Origin of the sequence: Veillonella sp., assembly GCF_041333735.1 — a bacterium.
GTDB lineage: Bacteria > Bacillota > Negativicutes > Veillonellales > Veillonellaceae > Veillonella.
In genome coordinates this window covers 1,618,540-1,644,128 of the sequence record NZ_JBGKFB010000001.1, presented here as the reverse complement: position 1 = coordinate 1,644,128, position 25,589 = coordinate 1,618,540, and the positions used below count along the sequence as shown (strand labels likewise).

The window sequence follows — 25,589 nt, the reverse complement described above, 5'->3', positions numbered from 1 at the left end:
TCGTATGCCTCCATATATTAAAAATCAAGATGTAATCGAATTTGTGCAATGGCAGACCGTTCGAATGTCATACTTTCACCATTGATAGTAAAATCGATAGTTGTGTCTGTAAAACCTTCTAATGCACCAGTAAATTGTTTACTGCCATTAATCGGTTTAAATAGCTGAATATCAACATCACGACCATTATAGCGAATCAAGTCCTTATCCTTCTTAAGAACTCGATCTAGGCCTGGAGAAGATACTTCCAATAAATAGTTTTCCGTAATTGGATCCTTTTCGTCGAGGACAGCACTTAGTTTTTCGCTAACCATCTGACAATCATCCAAATCTACACCACCTGGTTTATCAAGGTAGACACGCAAATACCAATCGCGTTCACGAACGTAATCTACATCGACTAGTTCCATTTCGGTGCCGGCTATAATACCTTCAACTACAGAGGATACAAATTCCTCTACTGCTTCTCTCTTCATAGCCATCGCCTCCTTCATTACTACATCTTGTATATATCTCTTTTTTTCAAATACCTTAATTAGGCTAATCATAAATGAAAGAGTGGACATAAGCCCACTCTTTTAAAAGATTTATATAAAAGTCATATATAGTATATCACATTTGCTGTGTATATACAAATTCTACGCTTTCTTATGGGCTTTAACCAAACATTCCCACTTAGATTATTTCATATGAATATAAAATAACTCAAAAAATAGCATAGTCATATATAATGATTATCCTTAGTCGACGCGTTCATTTAATCCTTTTAATATAGGACCCAAATGTTCACGTAGAACTGTAGTTAAATCATCTAAATTTTTAGCATCTAGGTGATGGTCTATTTCAGGATAATTTTTATAACGAAGTTCTGCAAAGTATTCATCTCGCAATTCGTTATAATATAGCAATAATCCTGTACATTCGTCCATCTTACGATACTCACCGATAATAAAAGAACCATTAATCATCCGGATTGCATGAGCTGGATCAATATCACATACAAAGCCTTCCAGTTCTTTAGGCATAACCTCGGAAAAATCCCATTCAGGAATGCCTCGACGACGATAGGTAAAGGTAAAGTTATTCGCTGGCTCTATTAACATATTAGTTAACCCTTTGACACAGCGATCTTGTAATCCTTGCCAAAACGACTCTAAATCAGCACGCACAAAAGAAATATCAACAAAGGAAAATAGTGGCATTTCAATATGTACTGTATAATCCTCTACCTCTTTATCATATAAGGCAGACCATCGCCACCCCAAATCATTTTGATAATGGAAAATAGGTACCTTTAATACCTCTTCACCTGCTGAAATACGCTCAAGGAGTGCCGTATAATCAGCTTCATTTGACGCCACTAAGGTAAATCCCTCAATTTGCTGAGGCAACCATGAATAATCTAATGCTTTACAAGCTTCAATAATCGTTTCCATATAATGCCTCGTACTTTTCTTGATACTGTAAGACAGATTTTACATAGCTACGCGTTTCAGGAAAAGGTATGGTATCAACCATGCCATTCCATTTATTCTCATTGAGCCAAGATTCAACATGACCACGTCCCGCATTGTACGCAGCTAACGCTTGTACCTCATCACCATTAAATTCTTTTAACAAATGACCTAGATACCATGTCCCTAACTCAATGTTAGTTTCAGGCTCTTTTAACTGGCGATCTGTATAATTGCCATGTCCAACTTGTTGAGCTACCCATCGCGCTGTATCTGGCATAAGTTGCATCAATCCAAGGGCGCCTGTTTCAGATTCGGCAGTATTCTTATATTTACTTTCAGCTAAGATAACGCTAGCCACCAAAGAGGGTGGTACTTGTTCCTTATCAGCTGCAGCCATCACTACATCTCTATAGTTAAAGGGGTACGCCACTTGACGCGCTATAGGATCATCTAAATGAGTAAAATAAAACCACCCAAGTACGACGCACGATAGCGCCGTTGCCGTTGCACGTTTCATATATCCCCCTTTCCTTACACAATCTTTATCCGATTTTGATATCGGTACAATATAGTAATACACCTAATGGTAGGTTACTATTATATAAAATTTTATGGGCTTATTATACCATTTAATACTAATTTTTATATACCAATTTTAGTACATAATAGGTAATTATTTTGATTCTTGTAAAACTGTCTCTATACGCTCATTCCAAATAGTATTCAACTGTACTGTTAAATCATGAGGCGTACCATTATTATCAATGATTATATCTGCATAGGCACATTTATCATCAAGTCGCATTTGACTATTAATACGAGCAAGGGCATCCTCTCGCGTATATCCATTACGACTCATTAAACGTTCGATTTGAGTCATTTCATTCACATATACGAGCCACACCTCATCCATCATGGTATACCATTCCCCTTCGATGAGTAATGGAATATCATAGATTAAAATTGGTGTATTACCTTGTTCATATTGAGATGTCAATTCCATAATACGATTGCGTATATGTGTTTTTAGACAGCTATTTAATAATTGTCGTTTTTCTTCATTGTGAAAGACTATAGCACCAAGCGCTTCACGATTGAGTGTGCCGTCAGCATGTAAAACATTAGAACCAAAGGTCTCTACAATAGCTTGTAAGCCCTCAGTCCCCGGCTCCACTACTTCGCGAGCTACAATATCAGCGTCGATGTAAGGTATTCCTTTGTCCTTAAAATAGGTAAGGACTGTACTCTTGCCCGATGCAATACCACCAGTTAATCCTATTTTAAACATATATACCTTCTATTTTTAATAAACTAATATTAAGAAACTATTATTTAACTAACGCCCAATTTTCCGCATGATGTACATCTACAATAAGAGGTACTTGTAACTCCACAACAGATTGCATAGTAGTACGTAATAATTCTTCTACTGCTTCTAATTCAGAATTCACCACTTCTAATACAAGTTCGTCATGTACTTGTAATAAAAGTCGAGATTTGAAGTTTCCTTCCTCTAGCTTTTGCTCAACTTGGTTCATTGCTAACTTGATAATATCTGCAGCAGTACCTTGAATTGGTGTATTCATTGCCGTACGTTCAGCAAAGGAACGACGGTTAAAGTTGCGGCTATTAATATCAGGAAGTTCGCGTTGACGGCCGAACATAGTGCGAACCTTACCAGTTTCATGGGCCTCCTGAACCATACAATCCATGTACTCTTTAACCTTAGGATAACGGCTAAAGTATAAATCAATATAGTTTTTAGCTTCTCCCCGTGTGATACCAAGGTCGCGAGATAAGCCAAAGTCAGAAATACCATAAATAATACCGAAGTTAATAGCTTTTGCATGAGAACGCTCTTCGCTTGTTACATCCTCTTGGGCTTTACCTAGTACCTCTGCCGCAGTAAAACGGTGAATATCCTTACCATCAACAAAGGCTTTAATCAAAGCTTCATCACCAGAAAGATGCGCTAAAATACGCAACTCAATTTGAGAATAATCGGCACTCACTAATGTGTCATACCCTGCACCAGGATAGAATAAAGCACGAATTTCACGGCCTTTTTCTGTACGAACAGGAATATTTTGTAAGTTAGGATCAGAGGAACTAAGACGTCCTGTAGCTGTAACCATTTGATTAAATGTAGTGTGAATACGTTTAGTCTTATCATTAATAAGGACTGCTAAGCCTTCACAATAGGTAGATACTAATTTTGCTACAGAACGGTAGGCCAAGATTTTTTCAACGATTGGGCTTTCATTACGCAACATATCGAGTACTTCAGCATCTGTGGAGTATCCAGTCTTAGTTTTCTTAATAACTGGCAAGTTCATCTTTTCGAATAAAATAACACCTAGCTGTTTAGGAGAGTTAATATTGAAAGTTTCACCTGCCAAATCATAAATCTCTTGTTGTACTTGGGCTAATTCATCTTTAAAGCGAGCTGTCGTTTCAGCCAGCTTATTTGTATCAATATATATACCATTTTTCTCCATTACTACTAATGTATGAATCAATGGTAACTCAATAGTTTCATATAAAGACCATAACTCTTCACGTCGAGCAGATTCACAAGCTAAATCATTCATAGCAAGTAAAGCTTTCACCATAGATACGCACTCTACATCTACGCTACCGCTGGCAATGCTAGGCACAGAGAAACGTTCCGTTAAATATAGATAACCATAGTTAGTACGTGTTGGATCTAACAAGTATGCTAGAAGAGACATATCATGGATACGTGCAGTGTTATCATTATTAAACAAAGAGATTTCAGCTGGTGACTCGTCACCTAATGCTTCTATTAGTTCTTTTGTTTGAGTAGTAACAATGGCCTTAGCCCCTTGTAATACTGCTAGAACAGCCTTTGTATCATTTGTTTTAACGACAGTATCACCATTAGAAAGATAGGCAGTCTCGATAGTTCTAAATGGAGTTTTGCCATCAAGCACAACATGTACTGCTACTGTTTTATCTGTATAGAAATCAGGGGTTAGCGCCTTAGCATCAGCTAAATCGTCTAAAGAAATTTCCTCTTGTGGTGCAAAAAGAGAGCCTGGTTCACCAAAAGCTGCTTCCTCTCCGCCCATTACTTGAACGATACGAGGTGTTAATTTAGTAAAGCCTAAAGTTTCAAATAAAGGCTGTACCTCAGAGGCATGGAAATTTTGCACAAAGTCTTCTACCTTGTAAGATAAGTCCATATCCGTTTTGATGGTAGCTAACTCACGAGATAAGAACGCTAAGTCTTTATTTTCAACGAGTCGCTCTTTTAATTTCTTACCAGAAATATCTTCAATGTGGTCATATACAGACTCAAGATTACCGTATTCTGTAATCAATTTAAGAGCCGTTTTTTCACCTACACCTGGTACACCTGGAATATTATCGGAAGAATCCCCCATAAGAGCTTTCATTTCAATAACCTTATCAGGACCATAACCATAAAGTTCCTCCATGTTATCAAGAGTAACCTCTAACATGTCAGAAATGCCTTTTTTAGTTAGGAATACATGACTATGTTCTGTTACGAGTTGAAGGTTATCGCGGTCACCAGTAATAATTTTAACAGCCATTTCTGGTGTACCAAATTTCTTACTCAAAGATCCTAGGATATCGTCCCCTTCAAAACCTTCTTCTTCGATAACACAAATACCCAACGCTTTTAACACATCTTGAATAAGGCTAAATTGAGGTCGTAAATCCTCTGGTGCATCTGGGCGATTACCTTTATATTCGCTGTACATTTCTGTACGGAATGTCTGACGACCTTTATCAAAGGCTACTGCAATATAATCAGGATTAATTTCTTCATATAATTTAATGAGCATTGTTAAGAAACCGTACACTGCATTCGTCGGAGTCCCCAAAGCAGACTTCAACGGTGGTAATGCAAAGAATGCACGGAATAACAAACTACTGCCATCTATAATCATTAATTTTTTCATAAGACACCTCACTTAATTCTATCTTTTATTATAACATAAGGGAGCTAACTAACTTTTAAAATCTACATAATTAACTAATTAGAACACTAGTCAATATATTAATAATCTTGATTTCATAAAATAGGCTTATATGGTATAGTTAATTATTAGTAGAAGATCTTTTATCTTGCATACCAACAAGGAAAATATTGGGCTGAAAAGTCCTTGCGTATCAATATGTGGTATGATATAATCATTCAGGTATAAGAAACGATTTTTAAGGAGGTGACTCAATTGCCAAACATTAAATCCAGTATTAGAAGCGTAAAAACGGATGCTGAACGTCGTGCGAAAAACGCCGCTGTAAAATCTCAAATCCGTACAGCAAGTCGTAAAACCGTAGAAGCTGTTCAAGCAGGCGCAGTAGAAGAAGCAAAACAAGCACTTGTTCATGCTACTAGCGTAATTGATAAAGCAGCCTCCAAAGGTGTACTTCATAAAAACACTGCAGCTCGCAAAAAATCTAACCTTGCAGCTAAAGTAAACGCTTTATAATTTTAAAGCAAGTAAGACAGTCTCTCGGATAACCGTTGAGACTGTTTTTTTATGCCCTTTTTTTATTTTCAATAATGATCTTATCGTTTTTTATACAGTTATATTTTATTACGCCCTATGGGCAGATTAGAGGACTATTACTATGAGAACACTATTATTAATGCGTGGTGCTCCTGCTAGTGGTAAGTCTCAGTGGATTCGTGATAACAATCTTGAGGCTTACACCTTAGAAGCCGATCATTTCCGTATGCTATTACGCAGCCCTTCTCTTGGTGAAGACGGCTGGTATATTTCACAAGAGGATAATGGTCCGGCTTGGGAGCTCCTCCTAGATTGCTTAGAAAAACGAATGAGCAATGGCGACTTTGTCGTTTTAGATGCTACCCACACTACATCTAAAGCTGTTAATGCATATAAAGATTTGCTTAACAAATATAAATATACTGTATATTACTACGAACCAGATACATCTTTAGAGGAATGCTTGGCTCGTAATGCAGGACGTACAGATTACAAACGAGTACCAGAGCAAGTCATTCACCGTATGCACAAGGTAATTAAGACAACTCCATTACCAAAGTTTTGTAGAAAAATCAATTCTATCGATGAAATCAACAATTACTTTACCGTAGATTTGACGAATCGATATGAACGAGTGCGTATCATTGGTGATATTCACGGTTGTTACACGGCATTGCAACAAGCTATCTTACCTTGGGATGAAAAAATACTTTACATCTTTTGTGGTGACTATTTGGAACGCGGTATTGAAAATAAAGAAATGATGTACGAAATGATGCGTCTTAGTACATTGCCTAATACGATTATGTTAGAAGGTAATCACGAACGACATATCGCAAACTTTGCTTTCAATACAAATTTAGATCGTTCAAAACGATTTATGAAAGAAGTTGTAGCACCTATTGTTAAGGATATGACGAAAAAAGAAGTAGAATCTCTTCAACGAGAGTTACGCCTCTTTTATAAATCACTTCGTCAATGCTACCCTTTCATTTTTCATGGCAAAAAATATTTAGTTTCCCATGGTGGTCTCTCCTATGTACCTAACATGACCTTTATAGCTACGTCTACCTTTATTAATGGGTTCGGAGCTTACGAAACAGATATTGCTAAAATATATGATACTAATTACGAAAAAGGATTGTGTCAGGACTTTATTCAAATTCATGGTCACCGCGGTGTTCCCGATGGTAAGTACTCCTTCTGTTTAGAAGGCGAAGTTGAATTTGGTGGCGAGCTTAAATATATTGATATCACTGCAGATTCTTTCACTAAACATGGAATAAAAAACGATGTGTACGATAAAGATTACATGCGCCATGAATATCAAAATATGACACAACATGTTATCTTCACACAAAATGAAGATATTAATATTTTAGGTAATTCTAAATTAGTAAAAGTAAAAAAATGCTCCCCTAACCTATACTCCTTGAATTTTACCTCTCGTGTATTCCATAAACGACTATGGAATGAAAGTACCGTACAAGCGCGAGGATTATTTGTAGATCGCTTAACAGGAGATGTGAAACTACGTAGTTATAATAAATTCTTTAATCTCAATGAGAGGCCAGAAACAGAGTTAAATAATTTAGCTAACACACTCTTCTTCCCTGTTGAAATTCGAACTAAAGAAAATGGATACCTTGCTATCCTTAGTGTTATCAAGGATGAACTAGTTTTTGCATCTAAATCTACTACAGAAGGTATGCATGTAGATTTGTTTAAAGATTTATTCCAAAAATTACCTGAAGTCTTACAAGAAGAAATTAAAGAACTATTAAAGCGTAATAACTGCTCTATGATGTTCGAAGTCATTAGCCAAGAGGATACTCATATTATTAAATACGACCAAGATCATCTTTATGTACTTGATATGATTCAAAATACATTAGATGTAAATGGTAAGCATATTGATGTATCTTTTTCTAGGGAACGACTAGCAGAACTAGACTCCATCCTTAAGAAATATGACATACCATTGATATCTATTGTGAAAACAATTCAACTAGTTAATACTATGGACGAACTAGAAACCATCATGAATGAGGAACTTAATTCATTTCATGAGTCTGAAGGCTTTGTATTAGTCGATAGCAATGGCTTTATGACAAAATTTAAAGTTCCTTATTACAATACGTGGAAGCACCGACGAAATCGGATTCTAGAACCATATCAACAAAATGGTAAGATACCTTATGAAAACTGTAAAAATGAAGATGATAAAAAATTTGCAGATTTCTTAAGTACACTAGAATATGATGTAGTTTGTAAATCTACTTTACTAAATATTAAAGAAATGATGGAAAGTAAAGGATTGCTATAATTAAATAAGAAATATACTTCTATAAAGAAAAAAAAGACCAACTTATGATGTACATAAGTTGGTCTTTTTATGATTTAACTATCTATTTTAAAGATACTACCAGTTAAAACTATTTATTTTTAACTGGTAGTATCTCATATATAGCATATTATATTTATTATTTCGAAATTATGTTATTGTCGTACATAAGTAGCAATATAGTATTCTAAACCTAAATATACTAAAAACATATGAGAAAATTATTTACTAAGTTTCTCTAAAAACGATGTTCCAATGCCCCATTGTTTTAAACCAAAGTTTTCTAAAACTGTTTCCCCAATGTCTGCAAAACTTTTTCTATCTCCAAGATTTATAGGTCCATTCATTCGTGGACTATATACAAGAATAGGTACTAATTCACGGGTATGATCTGTTCCCTTCCAGGTTGGATCATTACCATGGTCCGCAGTAATAAGCAATAAATCGTCATCATTGAGCATTGGTATTAAACCACCAAGTTGGTAATCAAAATCTTCAATAGCTCGTTTATAGCCTTCTACATTTCTGCGATGACCGTAAAGGCTATCAAACTCAACAAGATTAACCATCATAAGACCGTAATCAAATGTAGCCCCTAATAGATATGGAACCATATTCATGCCATGAGCATTAGATTTTGTAGGATAACTTTCATCCCAACCAACATGGGCATAAATATCTCCAATTTTACCGACTGCTACAGTTGGAACATCCGCATCTTGTAACTCTTGTTGTACCATTTTTTTCTCCGGCATGCGACTATAGTCATGACGGTTAGATGTGCGTACAAAACTACCAAGTTCACCTACAAATGGACGTGCTATGATACGGCCTACATAGTAATCTCCAACGCAAACCTTATCACGGGTAATTTGGCATATACGATATAGCTCATCTAAAGGAATCACATCCTCATGGGCTGCAATTTGAAATACAGAATCTGCCGAGGTATATACAATAGGTTTTCCCGTTTTAATATGCTCCGCACCTAGCCGTTCAATAATTTCTGTACCAGATGCAACTTCATTACCTAAATAACCATAGCCCGTTTCCTTTGTGAAAGTATCCATTAATTCTTTTGGAAAACCTTCGTAAAAGGTTGGGAATGGAACGGTAACAGGATGCCCCATCATCTCCCAATGACCACTTGTTGTATCTTTACCAGTGCTGAGCTCCGCCATACGACCAAAAGCACCGTTAATGCTTTCACCGGTATCTGCAATATCGGCAATATGTCCTAGTCCTAAAGATTTCAAATTTGGGCAATGAATTTTACCTGCTGTTGATTCAATATGACCTAATGTATTAGAGCCTTCATCACCAAATTTTGCAGCATCCACGGCATGACCAATACCAACAGAGTCCATAACTAATAGGATAATTCGTTTAAACATATATCCTCCTATTACGTAATATTATTTGAGGTACGGCATTGCAAGCATAAGGGCTGCCAAAGATTTGCTATCCTTAATTTGCTCCGCCTTGATAGCCTCTAATAATTCAGGTAAAGTAAAATACTCAAGTTCCACATATTCGTCTGGATCCCAATTAGTTTCGCCCATAGTAAGATCTTTTGCTAAATATAAATGTAATACTTCGTTACAGAAACCAGGACTTGTAGCAATTGTGCCCAACGGAATCCATTGGTTCGCACGATAACCTGTTTCCTCTGCTAACTCACGTTTCGCACAGTTAAGAGGCTCTTCATTAGGATCTAGTTTACCTGCTGGAATTTCAAGCAAAGGCTGTTGCAAAGCATAACGGAACTGACGTTCCATTACAATTTTATTATCTTCCGTAACAACCACAATAGCTGTAGCACCAGGATGATGAACAACCTCACGCCACGCTTCATTACCATTTACATCAGCTATATCATAAGTAACTTTAATTAGTTTACCATCAAACTTCATTTCGCTAGATTTTTGTATCTCTTTGCTAATTGCCATAATAGCCTCCTTAATGTTTATAACTATTATGATACCACACAGAGAAATAAATATATATAATTCATAACTTAATATAATTATAACTAAATATAATTATAAAAAGCCGCCCAACGTCAGTTGAGCGGCTTTCACCATTCTATTCAGAATTGTATGTAATTTACATAGCACCAGTGCTACCGATACCACCTGTACGTACACCTGTGGCATCGTCATCGTTTGTGAGTAAGTATTTAGAGAATATACCTTGCGCAACACGTTCTCCTTTTTCAAGGGAAACGGTTTCTTTACCATAGTTATAGAGGGCGATCATAATATGACCTTCGTTGTCCTCATTATTGTAGTAATCGCTATCGATAATACCTGTACTATTCACAAGTGCAAGATGGCGTTTAATAGCCATGCTAGAACGGATATGAATAGCAAGATATTCGTCGTACGCCATGAAAGCTTTAAGCCCTGTTGGAACGAGTACTACTTGACCTGGTTCTAATGTAACAGCTTCAGCGCATTCAATATCATAGCCTGCGCTTTCTGTTGTTTTACGGGTTGGTAAATTGATATCTTGTTCTTCAAAAGCAGAAACTACTTCAAAGCCACGAATATCCATGTAACACCTCTTATTTTAAACAATCTTTACGGGACAAGTTGATACGGCCTTGTTTATCGATTTCGATAACTTTTACCATAATCTCATCGCCTACATTTACTACGTCTTCTACATTTTCAACGCGTTCTTTCGCAAGTTTGGAAATATGTACAAGACCTTCTTTACCTGGTAATACTTCTACAAAAGCACCGAATGCCATCAAACGAGTTACTTTACCAAGGTATACTTCACCTACTTCAACCTCTTTAGTAAGGTTTTCAATGATTTGTTGTGCTTTAGCAGCACCATCTTGATCTACAGAAGCGATGAATACTGTGCCATCATCTTCGATGTCGATTTTTGCACCTGTTTCGTCAATAATACCACGAATTACTTTACCGCCAGAACCAATTACATCACGAATCTTATCTGGATCAATTTTCATTGTAATAATACGTGGAGCGTATTGAGACATTTGTTGACGTGGTTCAGCAATTGTATCAAGCATGATACCCATGATATGCATACGGCCTTTATGAGCTTGTTCTAATGCTTCATGAAGGATTTCACGGGATAAGCCGGAAATTTTGATATCCATTTGAATTGCTGTTACACCTTTTGCTGTACCAGCCACTTTAAAGTCCATGTCACCAAGAGCATCTTCCATGCCTTGGATATCAGTTAAGATTGTGTAGTGTTCGCCTTGAGTTACGAGACCCATAGCGATACCAGCTACAGGAGCTTTAATAGGTACACCAGCATCCATCAAGGATAATGTGGAGCCACAAACGGATGCCATGGAGCTAGAACCGTTAGATTCCAACACTTCAGATACTAAACGCAATGCATATGGGAATTCTTCTTCACTAGGAATTACAGGTACCAATGCACGTTCAGCCAACGCACCATGACCAATTTCACGGCGACCAGGACCACGGGAGGAACGAGTTTCACCTACGGAGAAGGATGGGAAATTATAGTGGTGAATGTAACGTTTTTCTGTTTCTAAACCAATGCCATCAATTGTTTGAGTTTCAGACAATGGAGCTACAGTAGCAACGTTCAATACTTGAGTTTGACCACGAGTAAATAAGCCAGAACCATGTGTACGAGGTAATACACCTGTACGGCAAGAGATTGGACGAACTTCATCAAGTTTACGTCCATCTGGACGGATTTTTTCAACAGTAATCATATGACGCACGATTTCTTTTGTCATTGCGTCAAATGCTTTATTTACATCCGCCAAGTTATCTGGGTAGATTTCTTCAAAGTGAGCTAATACATCGGCACGTACTTCGCTTTCTTGCGCATCACGTTGTTGTTTATCTGCACAACGAACTGCTGCATCAAGTTTATCATGACCATACGCACGAACTGCATCAGCGATTTCAGCTAGCACATCTTTACTTTCAAATATGCGTTTTTCCTTGCCCACTTTTGCTTTCATATCTTCTTGGAAAGCTACGATTTTTTTGATTTCTTCATGAGCTGCCATGATGACTTCAAGAATAGTTTCTTCTGGAACCTCTTGAGCACCACCTTCAACCATGAGGATAGCATCTTTTGTACCAGCTACAACGATATTAAGATCTGTTGCTTCTAATTGTTCTTTTGTTGGGTTCACAACAAATTCACCGTTGATACGCCCCATACGAACGCCTGCAATAGGACCATTCCAAGGAATATCAGAAATGGATAAAGCAGCTGAAGCGCCAATCATACCACAGATTGCTGGATCACAATCTTGATCAACGGACATAACAGTTGCCACTACGTGTACTTCATTACGTACACCTTTATCAAATAATGGACGAATAGGACGGTCAATCAAACGGCTATTCAAAATCGCAGATTCAGGTGGACGTGCTTCACGTTTAATGAAGCCACCTGGTAAACGACCAACAGCGTACATTTTTTCTTCATAGTCTACTGTAAGTGGGAAGAAATCGATATCCTTCGCCTCTTTAGAACCTGTAGCGGTAACGAGTACACGAGTATCACCGTAACCAACCATTACGGCACCGCCAGCTTGTTTTGCAAGTTCCCCAGTCTCGATCGTAAGCGTACGACCAGCTAGGTCCATTTGGAATTGTTCCATTCCTATTCCTCCTAAAAATCTTCTTATATGTATACCTTCTTATTATATATCATCAGTTAAAAATAAGCTATTTTTAACTTATTATAATATACGTTAGTTCATTTTATTATGATATACTTATCACGTTGCTAACTCCTAATCTGGCAACAGAGAGGAGGTGTTTTCGTGATAGATTATTTTGTTTCCCTTATTATCACTATCATAGGTGGTGTAACTTGCCATTACATCATCAAGTGGCTAGATAGTAGATTTAAATAGCAACTAGCACAACAAAAAGGACAGAGTTGCCGCTCTGTCCTTTTTTCGTGTTTCCACAATAGATTATCGGCATTCGTTTCCCTTTGCCTAACGTTATTATAACATAGAGAAATAAAATAAAAAAGCCGTCCTATAGGACGGCTAATTTTATTATTTACGAAGACCAAGACGTTCGATAAGGGAACGGTAACGTTCGATATCTTTACGACGAAGGTAGTCAAGCATGTTACGGCGTTGACCAACTAATTTCAACAAACCACGACGGGAATGATGGTCTTTTTTGTGTTCTTTCAAGTGATCTGTTAAGTATTGGATGCGGCTTGTTAAAATCGCAACTTGTACTTCTGGAGAACCAGTGTCACCTTCATGAGTAGCGTATTCTTTAATTACTGCTAATTTAGCTTCTGTAGTTAACATTAATGTTACCTCCTAAAAAAATAAATAATCCCGATAAGCTTAAGTAACCGTTGGAGATTCGAATACTTCGCTTACGATATGTCTTACGACCTTATTTAGTATACAGTATCTTCCTTAACTTGTAAAGGTATGTCATAAATAAAAGAGGGCTTATGCCCTCTTCTATTATTTCGCACCTAGCACCATGCGGTCGCTCAATGCATTTTCCCCAGCTACTTCAAATTTTTGTAATAAATCGGCAACTGTTAATTTTTTCTTTTCTTCCCCTTTTACATCATAGATAATGCGGCCAGCATCCATCATGATGAGGCGATTACCAAAGCGCAATGCATCACGCATGTTGTGGGTAATCATGAGAGTCGTTAAGTTATGTTCAGCCACAAGTTTATCAGTCAATTGCAAAACATTTTCTGCCGTCTTAGGGTCAAGAGCCGCTGTATGTTCGTCAAGTAATAAAAGTTCAGGACGAAGCATAGTAGCCATCAACAATGTAATGGATTGGCGTTGACCACCAGATAACAATCCCATACGAGCAGATAAGCGGTCTTCAAGGCCTAAACCTAATAGTGCAAGGCGTTCTTTGAAGAATGCTTGTTCGCTATCTTTGAAAGCCCATTTAAGACCTAAGTTTTTACCACGGCGCATAGCAAGGATCAAGTTTTCCTCAATTTGCATATTGCCTGCAGTACCAACCATAGGATCTTGGAATACACGACCAATGTATTTAGCACGTTTGTATTCAGGCATTTTTGTGACATCAATATCATTGATTGTAATGGAACCTTCATCTACTGGGAATACACCAGCGATGGAGTTTAGCAACGTACTTTTACCAGCACCATTACCACCGATTACAGTACAGAAATCGCCTTCTTCTAAACGAAGATCAATACCTTGAAGAGCAGTTTTTTCATTGATTGTGCCCTTAAAGAAGGTTTTTACCATATTTTTTACTTCTAACATAGTGTCCTCCTTAGCGAGCCAACCATTTTGCTTTCAATGTAGGCAAGGAAAGCGCGATGGCAACAAGAATAGCAGTGAATAATTTCAAGTCGTTTGGTGGCATACCCATATAGAGTACAGCCGCAATAACGATACGATATACGATAGAACCAAGTACTACAGCGATGAGGCTACGTACAAAGGATTTTGTACCAAATACTACCTCACCGATAATTACGGACGCCAAGCCGATTACGATAGTACCAATACCCATACCTACGTCGGCAAAGCCTTGGAATTGACCAATCAATGCACCAGACATACCAACAAAACCGTTGGAAATCAAAAGACCAAGAACGATCATGTTGTCAGTATTTACACCTTGGGCACGAATCATTTGAGGGTTAACACCTGTTGCACGTAATGCTGTACCAATTTCAGTACCGAAGAACCAGAATAGTAATAAGCAAACTACAACAGCTACGATGATACCTACGATAGCTGCAGACCACATATTTGCTGTATGAAGTACACTACCGATAATTGTATAAATTGTATCCATACGAAGCAAAGATACATTAGCTTTACCCATAATATGAAGATTAATGGAGTATAAAGCAATCATTGTTAAGATACCAGCTAGCAATGCAGGGATCTTCAATTTAGTATGAATCCAACCTGTTACAGCACCTGCGGCCATACCGCCAATGCCGGCAATCAAGATAGATAGGATTGGGTTCATACCACTTGTAATTAAAATTGCAGAAATGGCCGCCCCCATTGGAAACGTACCTTCTACGGTTAAGTCAGCCACATCTAATACACGGAAGGTGATGAAAACACCAACCGCTAACAAAGACCATAAAAGGCCAGTTGTTATGGTGCCTACCACTAAATCTAACATCAAAATCTCCTCTATTGTTTCATATCTTTACGAAGTGCTTCAGGAATTGTGATACCTAATTTTTTAGCACGTTCTTCATTAACAGTTAACTTAATATCTTTTTGTGTTTCAATGGCTAAATCAGAAATTTTAGCTTCACCAGAAAGCACTTTTGCAGCCATTAAACCAGTTTGATAACCTAATTTATAGTAGTCAACAGAATATGTTGCCACACCACCAGTCATTGTCATGCCTTCATCGGCAGCAAATACTGGAATTTTAGCAGCATCAGTAATTTGAGCTAAGTTAGCCATAGCAGATGCCAATACATTATCAGTTGGTGTATAAATAGCTTGTACATCTTGGTTTACAAGATTAGTAGCTGCTTGTTGGATATCATTTACGTTAGAAACAGTTGCTTCTACAACAGTGATACCTTTAGTAGCTGCATAAGCTTTCATTTTTTCAACTTGAAGTTGGGAGTTGATTTCAGAAGATGTGTAAATTGCACCAATACGTTTTACATTTGGTACTAATGCAATAATAAGGTCAACCTCTTTTTCTACAGGTGTCATATCAGATGTACCAGATACATTACCACCTGGATGTTCGTTAGATTGAACGAGTTTCGCTGTAACGTAGTCTGTAATAGCAGTACCCATGATAGGAATATCATGAGATGCATTTGCCATCGTTTGTGCTGCTGGCGTTGCAATGGCTAATACTAAATCTTTTTTATCAGATACAAAGCGTTGAGCAATACTATTCAAATTAGATTGGTCAGCTTGAGCATTTTGTTGGTCTAATTTGATGTTTTCCCCATCTTTATAACCTTTAGATGCAAGGCCATCAACAAAGCCTTTATTAGCGGCATCAAGAGATGGATGTTCTACCAATTGAATAACTCCGATTTTCTTTTGATCATTAGTTGCTGTATTGGAACCGCAACCAGCTACCATTGCCATAATAGAGATAGCACTAAGTGCTACTGCAATACCTTTTTTCCAGTTCATATGTAACTCCTTACCAGTTGTGTATTAAATCATAGTTGCTTTGTTCATCAATTCTTCTGGTAATGTGATGCCCAATTTTTGTAATTTATCTTTACTTACAACTAATTTAAATTCTTTTTGCATTTCAATAGGCATATCTTCAACTTTAGCTTCACCAGTTAAAATTTTAGCTGCCATTAAACCTGTTTGGTATCCAAGTTTGTAGTAATCTACGGACAAGGACATTACAGCACCACCTTTTACGTGGTTATCTTCGCCGCCAAACACAGGAATTTTTGCTGGGTCGGTAATTGCTACAAGATTGCTCATCGCAGAAGCTACTACATTATCTGTTGGCACATAAATTGCGTCTACACGTTGAGACACAAGATTTTGTGCTGCTTGTTGAATATCGTTTACGTTAGAAACGGTAACTTCTTCAACCTTAACACCTTTTGTAGCTGCGTAAGCTTTCATTTTCTCAACTTGTATTTGAGAGTTTACTTCACTAGAGCTATAAATAGTACCAATTGTCTTAGCATTTGGTAATACTTGTAAAATTAAATCAACTTGTTGTTCTACTGGGTTCATATCAGATGTACCAGATACATTACCACCTGGTTTTTCATTAGATTTAACAAGTTTTGCTGCTTCGTAATCAGTAATAGCAGTCCCCAAGATTGGGATATCATGAGTTGCATTCGCCATAGATTGAGCTGCCGGTGTTGCAATCGCTAAGATTAAGTTTTTACGATCAGATACAAAACGCTGTGCAATACTGTTCAAATTAGATTGATCAGCTTGTGCATTTTGTTGGTCAAAGGTAATTTTATCTGCCAAGCCTTTTTCTTTTAAAGCATCAACAAAACCTTTGTTTGCTGCATCAAGTGCAGGATGTTCAACCAGTTGTACTACGCCAACCTTGTATTCACCATTAGATGTTGTTCCATTTGAGCCACAGCCTGTAAATGCCATCAATGCTGCCGCCGTGAGCGCTAGGGCAATACCTTTTTTTAAATTCATGGGGATTTCCTTCCTATCTGCAATGACTATAATACATCTATTATAAACAAATTTCTTTACTACATCAATGTAGCAGATTAAAGTATTTTACATTTGTCCATTTATAGGACACATAAAAATGTGAAATCCTCTTATTTTTCAAGAGATGTTAACATGTCTTCTGTTAGCTCATTGGCCGCTAAAATATAGTCTTTAAGGGTCCCTTTATCAAGAGCTACCTTCATAACGGGCACTTCAAATGGATCGAGGATGACACACATTAAAATTTCACCCGTTACATAATAACCAACTATAGCCTCCCCTTCTTCAGGATCTAAAGTTTCACGCTTTACCGTTACACAGTAAGGCTTCATTACCTGTGTTGCAGCTTCTGCTACTTCTTCACGATTAGAAATATATTCTTTAGCCTTTGTTTCAGGAATATCAAAAATATCGACTTTTACAGTCTTAACCTCTGTTGCCTCTCCCTTCGCTGCCTCTATGGCTGCGCCTAAATCTGTTTGATTCATATATACCTCACATAGAATGGACTTTCACCATTGGTGAAAGCCCCATAATTTTAGATTGATTCATCAGCTGCATTTAAGAATGCCACATAGCATTGTTTAGCCTCGTAAATATCCGCCTTGGATGTAACCTCCCATGGAGCATGCATACTAAGCACAGCCACGCCACAGTCGATAACATTCATACCGTATAAGGCCATGATATAAGCAATGGTACCACCACCGCCGAGATCAACCTTGCCAAGCTCTGCAGTTTGATATGTTACATTGTTAGATTCCATGACACGACGAATAAAGCCCATATATTCAGCATTGGCATCATTAGAACCAGATTTACCACGAGAGCCTGTAAATTTATTGAATACAACACCCATACCTAGGTAAGATGCATTTTTCTTTTCGAATGCAGATGCATATAAAGGATCATAGCCAGCACTAACATCGGAAGATAACATACGAGAATTTTCCAAGGTCCGTCGTACACTTACAGAATTAGGTTTACCCATAAGTGTGAGAACTTCTGCTACTGCATTTTCAAAGAAACGAGATTGCATACCAGTGGCGCCTACAGAACCGATTTCTTCTTTATCTACAAGCAAGCAACAAGTAGTACGTTTAACATTGTCTACTTCAAGCATAGCTACTAAGGATGTATACGCACATACGCGATCATCTTGTCCATAGGCCATAACCATGGAGCGGTCAAAGCCCATATCACGAGCCTTGCCTGCTGGTACGATTTCGAGTTCCGCAGATAATAAATCACGTTCTACAAAGCCATATTCTTTTTCAAGAAGGTTGTTAATAAATTTAGTAACCCCTTCTTTTTCTTCATCTTTTACAGGACGACTGCCTATGAGTAAATCAAGGGCTTCCCCTTCAATTACCTTAGCTGCATTCTTTTGCATTTGCTCTTGTCCCAAATGCGGTAACAAGTCTGTAATGCAGAATACAGGATCATTTTCGTTATCCCCAATATTGATGTTGATACGAGTACCATCTGTTTTTACTACAACGCCATGAATAGCAAGAGGCATCGCAACCCAATGGTATTTTTTAATGCCTCCATAGTAATGAGTATCCCAAAATACAAGATTGCTATCTTCATATTGTGGGTTTTGTTTTACATCGATACGTGGAGAGTCAATATGAGCACCTAAGATATTCATACCCAATTCAATATCATCAGTACCAATATTAAATAAAGCAATGGATTTATCCATATGTGTGTAATAAAGCTTGTCTCCTGCTTTAATTGGCGTATTGGATTTAATAATATCTTTTAAATTTACATATCCTTTTGCTTCTGCAAATTCAACGGCCTGTACAACACATTCACGTTCTGTTTTACCATTATCTAAAAATTGACGATATGTATCACTTAAGGCATATACCTTTTCCATAGTGGCATCGTCGTAATTATGCCATGCATATTTGCGTTCCATAATCTATCCTTTCTAAATGCTCACAAGCTAATAATTAAGAAACTATAGATGTGAACAGGAATTAATAAAATTATTTTTGGCGGTCCTTTTCAAGTTCCGCCCGGCGAAATTCCAAATATTTTCGCTCTTTCTCTCGATTAATTTCAGACTTCTGAGTATATAGAGAACGAATTTCGTCCGTACAATGCGTTAATACCTTTGTAACGTAGAATTTAGTACTACCGGACTTAATCGTATATTTTCCAACTTTAAGTTGCACTGCAAAATCGCCATGTTTAGGACAAACGCCTATAGCGAGATGCTTATCACCTTGCAATCGTTCTGGTCGCGTCATTTCCAAGCGGGTCTGACAATACGGGCAGAATGATAATCGAACCCTTCTATCATGAACAATGCGCTTCTTTTCAGGAAAGTTCTCATACATAAAGAACGTTAAAATTGGTGGATATAAGAAAGGATTACTACTTTCCTTTCGAATTAGATCATAATGTAAAATACCTTGTTGTATATCTAGCTTTTGACATATATGAGCCGTAAATACAGCATCATGTAATGCATTATGAGCAGATAAATGCTCCGTAGATATATTTAGGTCCTCCATGGCATGAGCCACAGAATACTGTTGACTCGTACCATATCGCTGATACGCATAAATCATCTGTGCATCTACCCATTGATCATAAGATAAAGCTTTCATCCTATGAAGCATTAGATTTTCACGCAATATGAGAATATCATCAGACCCCCAAGATAACAACATATACTCATCACCACACCAATTTTGAAAGTACTGCATAGCCGTCTTAAAGGGCACACCATGATCGAGTTCTCGTGATGTAATACCTGTCAATTCACGGACATGTTTATGCATCCGTGGCAGGTATTGTGGTTTGATGAACATTGTAAAATGATCTACAATGTCCATCTTTTCATTCAGTTTTACCGCTCCGATTTGAATGATTTCCCCAGTTAGTGGCATTTTTGTGCGCTTCATAAAGCTAATGTCATTGCTATAGGGTTGATTCCACTCTAAATCAAATACAATATAGTTCATATGTTTATTTCGATTCTGAAAGCAACGTTTCCGCTGCTTTAATGACCTGTTCTTCAGAAATTACGGACAAACCTTTGTAATTTCCTTCTTTAATAATCTTCTTCATGCTTTTACCAACCTCATAGGAGTCCATCGTTTCAAGAACGATAGCATGAGCTTGGTACGGACCATAAAAGAATGGGTTTGATGGACCGTAAAGCGCCACAATTGGCACCTTTTGGCTGATGGCCACATGCATAGGACCAGAGTCATTTGTAATCAATAGATTACAGCGGCTCATTGCCGCCGCCAATGGTCCTAACTGGAATTTTCCAGTAGCCACAATCGGTTTCGTTTCCATTTGTTCCACTACAGGTTGCACCATTTCGAGATCCATAGGGCCACCAAAGAATACCGTCTTATACCCTAAACGACCGAAATGATCAGCTACATGAGCAAATCGTTCAGCAGGCCAGCGCTTCTCAGGAACAGCACTACCAATATTAAAACCGATGAGTGTATCACTATCTGTTAAACCATGACTAGCATAGAACTCCTGAGCCTCACGGCGCCAGGCCTCACAAGTTTCAATGTGTAAACCAGAGTTAGAAATATCCGTTACACCTAATTGCTCCAGTACATTGATGTACATATCTGCAGCGTGGCGTGTTTTACGGTCTAGACGGGTGTATTTTGTCATAAATGGTCTAAATAAAAAATGACTCATACCAGTCGTAATGGGCGCATGAATCTTCCAGGCTAAATAGGAAGTACGTTCATTGGGGTGTAAATTGATAACGATATCAGGTTTACCCTTTGCATTAATCTCTCGAGCTATCTCATTGAGCCCAGAAATACTATTATGACGCCCCTTTTTATCTACAACGATAAGTTCATCAATATTTGGATTATATTGCATCACTTGTTGCAGTTTTTCATCTATTACATATGTAATATGACTATGTGGAGCCGCTTTACGTAGCACCTCTAAGAATGGAGTCGTTAAAATAACATCACCTAAGTGCATGAGAAAGGTGACCACAATGCGTTTATAATCAAGTTCCATTATAGTTCCTTTCCAATTACTTGCTCATATACAGACCACACAGCATCTACAGGAATTTGAGCCATACAATCAGGATCATCTACTAATGGCTGTTCAGGTGTAGCCTTTGATGTAGGTGAAATAATAAGATGTACATGACTCCCTCCATATGGACCAGTTCGTTTTGGAGATGTGGTTCCAAATAATGCAATCAAAGGCCGCTTCAGAGCATTAGCAATATGCAAAGGGCCCGTATCAGCACTGATGAAAATTTCACAGTGTCGAATCAACTCAATTAGCTCTGGCATGGATGTAGATCCCACTAGGTTAATGAGATTCTTATTTTTCACATAATTTTCTATGAAAGCTCCTTTTTCTGCATCATCTGGAGCACCAGCAATAACTACTTTTTTACCTGATTCACATAAGCGGATACATAGCTCACCAAAGTTAAGAAGTGGCCATTCCTTAACAATCCAGCGAGCACCTGGTACAACGACTACATATTCATCTTCTACACCATGAGATTGTAACTTATGCTTAACGGACTTTTCCGCCTCCACATAAGCAGGCATAGGAAACTCTACGCCTTCTACATCGCCTCCAAGAGCACGTACGGTATCGAGGTATCGTTCGATAACATGATCGTATTTATGTTCACCAACAAGTGCTTTATTGACTAAATTACTACCTTCACGAAGCTCCCAGTAGCCGTATTTTTCAGGCGCACCAGATAATAATGATACAATGGCGCTCTTTGCAATACATTGAAGGTCTAAAGTCATATCAAAATGACGGCTATGTAAATCCTTACGTAACTGCCATAAATAAGCAGGCTTTTTAAGTTGTTTCTTGTCGATAATGATTACATCATCTACCCATGGTTTACCTGGTAGGAGACTCTCAAATTGTTCATGAATAGCCCATGTAATATGCGCATTAGGCCAATTTTTACGCACTGCATACAAGGTAGGCAATGCATGAATTACATCACCTAAAGAACTCATCTTAATGATGAGTATATTCTTGTAATCTTTCATATAGCCTCCCAGAATACAACACAACAACTAAAAAGCCTCATAACACCGTTGAATCTAATTTAATCTAAAGTAAACATAAAATAAATAATGGACTAAATAATAGTCTTAATAAAATCTAACAAATTTGTACCTGTAAATAGATAGCCTTTTACACCAGCCGCTTCTGCTGCATCAACATCGCGCTGACTATCGCCAATAAGAAAGCTACTTTTAGGGTCTACATCATAATCCTTAATAGCTTGATTAATCATACCAGGCTTTGGCTTTCTACATTCACAATCGACAGCATAAAGAGGTATGGCCCCTTCTTTATGATGAGGGCAGTAATAGAAGTGCAAAATAGGTGCCCCACTGCGGTCTAGTTCATGAGCCATATGGTCATGAAGAATCTGTACATCAGACTCTTTGTAATAACCACGGGCCACTCCACTTTGATTAGTCACCACAATGAGGTCATACCCTTTACTGTAGGCATAAGCTAAGGCCTCTTTTGCACCGTCTACCCATTCTAAATCGCTGATTTTATATAAATAGCTAACATCTTTATTGATAACACCATCGCGATCTAAAAATAATACCTTGCGCATTAACGTAAATACCCTTCGTTATTATCGAGTAGTTCACAATATTCATTAACAGCATCTTCCATTTTATGGAACCCTTTATCATAACCAGCAGCCAACAATTTAGTCGTATCAGCCTCTGTAAAGCTTTGATATTTGCCTTTTAATACCTCTGGGAACGGAATGTATTCAATTTTGCCTTTGCCATTATAGTCGATAACAGCTTGCATAAATTGATTAAAGCTATGAGCATTACCTGTACCACAGTTAAAAGTACCAGAAATTTCAGGGTGTTCCCAGAAATAGAAGTTTACATTAACTACGTCTTTAACATAAATAAAGTCACGTGTTTGACCACCGTCTTCGTAGCCATCTGTACCTTCAAATAGATTGATAATACCAGTTTCTTTATTTTTGTAGAACATTTGACGAACTAAGGAAGCCATTTTATCTTTATGAGCCTCATTAGGACCATATACGTTAAAGTAACGTAAGCCTACTACTTGAGCTGTATATTCACCTTCATATTTACGCACATAACGGTCAAACAACAATTTGGAGTACGCATATGGATTGAGGGCTTCCTCAGCTTCTGGTTTTTCTACGAAACCATTTGTACCATTACCATATGTAGATGCAGAGGATGCATAAATGAATGGAATACGACGGTCTTGGCAATAGTGGAATAGATTTTTAGAACCTTCATAGTTGTTCTTCATCATGTATTTGCCGTTATATTCCATTGTGTCCGCACAAGCACCTTCGTGGAACACTACTTCGATAGGACCTACATCAAATGTACCATCAGCAATAGCACAATCAAAATCATCACAATCGATATAATCCAAGAATTCTAAATTTTGAATATTTCGGATTTTACGACCATCAGTAAGGTCATCAACAATAAGAATATCTGTACGACCACGGTCATTTAATGCTTTCACAATATTACTGCCGATAAAACCAGCACCGCCTGTAACGATAATCATAATTTACCCTCCTTAGCCATAGTAGCTATTTTCCCTACGATATCTGATGTAGAGTAACCTTCTTTAAATGAAAGCACCTCTACATGATCTACGGACTCACGTCCAATAATATCTTCTATCTTATAATCGCCGCCCTTAACTAGCGTATTAGGACGCAAATAAGCTAATAGTTCAGCTGGTGTATCCTCTTCGAATAAAACCACACCATCTATACAGCGCAACGCACTTAATAATGCTGCTCTATCCTCTTCACTTACGATGGGACGTGTTTCACCCTTTAGGCGTCTAACAGAAGCATCGGAATTTAAACCAATAATTAGATGATCACCTAACTGAGCAGCCTCTTGTAGATACGTAATATGCCCACGATGAAGAATGTCAAAACAACCATTTGTAAACACAACAGTTTCACCCTTATTTTGCCATTGTGTAATAAGCTGCTTCATCTCTTCCTTTGTGTATAAAGGCTTCGATTGAACACTATGCTTATAAGAATGCCATAAATCCAGTAATTCAGAACGATGAATTGGATATGTTCCAACCTTAGATACGACGATGCCTGCAGCGCCATTAGCAATATGTAAGGCTAAACGCATAGATAGGCCACTGGCAAGGCATGTCATCATCATGGATACAACAGTATCGCCTGCACCACTTACATCAAAGACCTCTTGTTGTGTGGCCGGATTATGCCATGTACGGCCGTCCTTTGCGATAACAGTAATCCCCTTAGCAGACCGTGTAGCCACAATGTACTCTAAATCAACATTAGCCAGTACTGACTTAGCAGCTTCAACAATAGTGGTATCATCATTTTCTAATTTACGGCCTACACATTCACCTAGCTCTTTTACATTCGGTGTAATACATGTGGCTCCATTATATTTAGACCAATCAGAACCCTTAGGGTCTACGATTGTTTGTACGCCATACTCCTTAGCTAAACTAAAGATCTTTTTTAGCAATGTCGGTGTACAAACACCTTTACCATAGTCAGAAACAACAATGCCATCGATACCCGCTTTACAGAGATTTTCCAACCATGTAGATAGTTTCTGTTCTTCATGGATTGTCAAATCTGTTATGGTTTCAAAATCTAAGCGCATCATCTGCTGACGATCACCTAAGATGCGCATCTTAGTAATAGTAGATCGATCGTCGCTCGTCAATAAACCTGTTGTATCAATCTTATCTGCATCAAGTAACTGTTGTAATAAACGACCATGGTCATCATTACCGGCAATAGCACCAAGATATACTGTGCAATCTAAATTTGATAAGTTCGACGCAACATTACCAGCACCGCCAAGCACTTCTTTCATCTTTGCCACGCGGTTAACAGGAACCGGTGCCTCTGGAGAAATACGACTTACATCACCAAAAACATAACGATCTACCATAACATCACCTATAACGGCAATCTTTAAATTTGGTAGTTGCTTTGTTAAAAATTGATTAATGGTAGCATTTATCATAATCCACCTATTCCTTACCACAATATACATGCATAA

The 25,589-nt window shown here is 37.8% G+C and carries 24 protein-coding genes; 2 read left to right on the top strand and 22 right to left on the bottom strand.

Annotated features, from left to right (window positions below):
* Positions 1-17 precede the first annotated feature (17 nt).
* From rimP to polA, 5 genes are all read right to left on the bottom strand, one after another.
* Positions 18-476 carry a ribosome maturation factor RimP gene (gene rimP / locus ACDF53_RS07525; RefSeq protein WP_105089540.1) on the bottom strand — a complete coding sequence of 153 codons (459 nt, stop codon included), beginning with the start codon at positions 474-476 and terminating at the stop codon, positions 18-20.
* 264 nt (positions 477-740) lie between these two features.
* Positions 741-1,436, bottom strand: coding sequence for a hypothetical protein (locus ACDF53_RS07520; RefSeq protein ID WP_370815887.1), 696 nt, complete (start codon positions 1,434-1,436; stop codon positions 741-743).
* Complete coding sequence (locus tag ACDF53_RS07515; protein ID WP_370815886.1) at positions 1,420-1,974, bottom strand: lytic transglycosylase domain-containing protein; 555 nt, start codon at positions 1,972-1,974, stop codon at positions 1,420-1,422. Before ACDF53_RS07515 ends, ACDF53_RS07520 begins: the two co-directional genes overlap by 17 nt.
* A gap of 156 nt (positions 1,975-2,130) precedes the next feature.
* The gene (coaE, locus tag ACDF53_RS07510; protein ID WP_370815884.1) at positions 2,131-2,745 is read right to left on the bottom strand and encodes a dephospho-CoA kinase; all 615 of its coding nucleotides are present in this window, start codon (positions 2,743-2,745) and stop codon (positions 2,131-2,133) included.
* 40 nt (positions 2,746-2,785) lie between these two features.
* Positions 2,786-5,407, bottom strand: a complete 2,622-nt coding sequence (gene polA / locus ACDF53_RS07505) for a DNA polymerase I (RefSeq protein WP_370815883.1) — start codon at positions 5,405-5,407, stop codon at positions 2,786-2,788.
* Positions 5,408-5,680: 273 nt separating this feature from the next.
* On the opposite strand from polA, the gene rpsT reads away from it, so the two are divergent.
* Positions 5,681-5,941 (top strand): 30S ribosomal protein S20, encoded by a 261-nt coding sequence (gene rpsT / locus ACDF53_RS07500; protein ID WP_009351773.1) that lies wholly within the window; start codon positions 5,681-5,683, stop codon positions 5,939-5,941.
* 142 nt (positions 5,942-6,083) lie between these two features.
* Entirely contained in the window at positions 6,084-8,288 is a 2,205-nt protein-coding gene (locus tag ACDF53_RS07495; RefSeq protein WP_370815882.1) for an RNA ligase, read from the top strand.
* Between the two features lie 239 nt (positions 8,289-8,527).
* On the opposite strand, the gene ACDF53_RS07490 is transcribed toward ACDF53_RS07495, so the two are convergent.
* From ACDF53_RS07490 to rfaE1, 17 genes are all read right to left on the bottom strand, one after another.
* Complete coding sequence (locus tag ACDF53_RS07490) at positions 8,528-9,700, bottom strand: phosphopentomutase (protein ID WP_370815881.1); 1,173 nt, start codon at positions 9,698-9,700, stop codon at positions 8,528-8,530.
* A gap of 21 nt (positions 9,701-9,721) precedes the next feature.
* The gene (locus ACDF53_RS07485; protein ID WP_119206684.1) at positions 9,722-10,255 is read right to left on the bottom strand and encodes an NUDIX hydrolase; all 534 of its coding nucleotides are present in this window, start codon (positions 10,253-10,255) and stop codon (positions 9,722-9,724) included.
* A 157-nt stretch (positions 10,256-10,412) separates the two neighbouring features.
* Positions 10,413-10,862 carry a dUTP diphosphatase gene (dut, locus tag ACDF53_RS07480; protein ID WP_370815879.1) on the bottom strand — a complete coding sequence of 150 codons (450 nt, stop codon included), beginning with the start codon at positions 10,860-10,862 and terminating at the stop codon, positions 10,413-10,415.
* 10 nt (positions 10,863-10,872) lie between these two features.
* On the bottom strand, positions 10,873-12,942 hold the full coding sequence (locus ACDF53_RS07475) for a polyribonucleotide nucleotidyltransferase (RefSeq protein ID WP_370815878.1): 2,070 nt from the start codon (positions 12,940-12,942) through the stop codon (positions 10,873-10,875).
* A gap of 408 nt (positions 12,943-13,350) precedes the next feature.
* Positions 13,351-13,617 carry a 30S ribosomal protein S15 gene (gene rpsO, locus ACDF53_RS07470; RefSeq protein ID WP_005386879.1) on the bottom strand — a complete coding sequence of 89 codons (267 nt, stop codon included), beginning with the start codon at positions 13,615-13,617 and terminating at the stop codon, positions 13,351-13,353.
* A 165-nt stretch (positions 13,618-13,782) separates the two neighbouring features.
* Positions 13,783-14,580 carry an ABC transporter ATP-binding protein gene (locus ACDF53_RS07465; protein ID WP_024066235.1) on the bottom strand — a complete coding sequence of 266 codons (798 nt, stop codon included), beginning with the start codon at positions 14,578-14,580 and terminating at the stop codon, positions 13,783-13,785.
* A 10-nt stretch (positions 14,581-14,590) separates the two neighbouring features.
* On the bottom strand, positions 14,591-15,463 hold the full coding sequence (locus ACDF53_RS07460; RefSeq protein WP_024066234.1) for an ABC transporter permease: 873 nt from the start codon (positions 15,461-15,463) through the stop codon (positions 14,591-14,593).
* A gap of 11 nt (positions 15,464-15,474) precedes the next feature.
* On the bottom strand, positions 15,475-16,455 hold the full coding sequence (locus tag ACDF53_RS07455) for an ABC transporter substrate-binding protein (RefSeq protein ID WP_178885117.1): 981 nt from the start codon (positions 16,453-16,455) through the stop codon (positions 15,475-15,477).
* A 24-nt stretch (positions 16,456-16,479) separates the two neighbouring features.
* Positions 16,480-17,457 carry an ABC transporter substrate-binding protein gene (locus ACDF53_RS07450; RefSeq protein WP_119206687.1) on the bottom strand — a complete coding sequence of 326 codons (978 nt, stop codon included), beginning with the start codon at positions 17,455-17,457 and terminating at the stop codon, positions 16,480-16,482.
* A gap of 131 nt (positions 17,458-17,588) precedes the next feature.
* Positions 17,589-17,966 carry a hypothetical protein gene (locus ACDF53_RS07445; protein ID WP_295231565.1) on the bottom strand — a complete coding sequence of 126 codons (378 nt, stop codon included), beginning with the start codon at positions 17,964-17,966 and terminating at the stop codon, positions 17,589-17,591.
* 50 nt (positions 17,967-18,016) lie between these two features.
* Complete coding sequence (locus ACDF53_RS07440) at positions 18,017-19,408, bottom strand: aminopeptidase (protein ID WP_195186030.1); 1,392 nt, start codon at positions 19,406-19,408, stop codon at positions 18,017-18,019.
* Between the two features lie 70 nt (positions 19,409-19,478).
* Positions 19,479-20,462, bottom strand: a complete 984-nt coding sequence (locus tag ACDF53_RS07435; RefSeq protein WP_156719737.1) for a 3'-5' exonuclease — start codon at positions 20,460-20,462, stop codon at positions 19,479-19,481.
* 4 nt (positions 20,463-20,466) lie between these two features.
* Positions 20,467-21,507: a glycosyltransferase family 9 protein gene (locus ACDF53_RS07430; RefSeq protein WP_295231562.1), complete on the bottom strand. Its 1,041-nt coding sequence runs from the start codon at positions 21,505-21,507 to the stop codon at positions 20,467-20,469.
* Positions 21,507-22,526, bottom strand: a complete 1,020-nt coding sequence (locus tag ACDF53_RS07425; protein WP_024066227.1) for a glycosyltransferase family 9 protein — start codon at positions 22,524-22,526, stop codon at positions 21,507-21,509. Before ACDF53_RS07425 ends, ACDF53_RS07430 begins: the two co-directional genes overlap by 1 nt.
* A gap of 92 nt (positions 22,527-22,618) precedes the next feature.
* Entirely contained in the window at positions 22,619-23,113 is a 495-nt protein-coding gene (locus ACDF53_RS07420; protein ID WP_370815877.1) for a D-glycero-alpha-D-manno-heptose-1,7-bisphosphate 7-phosphatase, read from the bottom strand.
* Positions 23,113-24,078, bottom strand: a complete 966-nt coding sequence (gene rfaD, locus ACDF53_RS07415) for an ADP-glyceromanno-heptose 6-epimerase (RefSeq protein WP_370815876.1) — start codon at positions 24,076-24,078, stop codon at positions 23,113-23,115. The genes ACDF53_RS07420 and rfaD overlap by 1 nt, the downstream gene beginning before the upstream one ends.
* Positions 24,075-25,553 carry a D-glycero-beta-D-manno-heptose-7-phosphate kinase gene (gene rfaE1, locus ACDF53_RS07410; protein ID WP_039969236.1) on the bottom strand — a complete coding sequence of 493 codons (1,479 nt, stop codon included), beginning with the start codon at positions 25,551-25,553 and terminating at the stop codon, positions 24,075-24,077. The genes rfaD and rfaE1 overlap by 4 nt, the downstream gene beginning before the upstream one ends.
* Positions 25,554-25,589: the final 36 nt, after the last annotated feature.